Annotated in this window: 1 protein-coding gene; it reads left to right on the top strand. The window is 65.9% G+C overall.

Annotated elements, in window-relative coordinates:
* Nucleotides 1–323 (top strand): condensation domain-containing protein (locus tag KVP70_RS33535; RefSeq protein WP_217946749.1); only part of this gene is annotated, 323 nt, incomplete at both ends.

The following is a 323-nucleotide window of genomic DNA, read 5'->3' as shown; positions in this document are numbered from 1 at the left end:
CCATGGCAGCACCCTGTTCATGACCCTGCTGGCCGGCTGGTCGATCCTGCTGGCGCGGCTGAGCGGGCAGTCAGACATCGTGATCGGCACCCCGGTGGCCAACCGCCAGCGCAGCGAGATTGAAGCCTTGATCGGCTTCTTTGTCAACACCCTGGCGCTGCGGGTGCAACTGGCAGACGACCCGAGCGTGGCCGCACTGCTGGCGCAAGTCAAGGACAGCACCCTGGGCGCCTACGCGCACCAGGACGTGCCGTTTGAACAGGTGGTAGAAGCACTGCAGCCGCCGCGCAGCATGAGCCACAGCCCGCTGTTCCAGGTCATGC

It is taken from the genome of Duganella violaceipulchra (assembly GCF_019166075.1).
Taxonomy (GTDB): Bacteria; Pseudomonadota; Gammaproteobacteria; order Burkholderiales; family Burkholderiaceae_D; genus Rugamonas; species Rugamonas violaceipulchra.
This window is presented reverse-complemented; position numbering and strand designations above follow the sequence as displayed.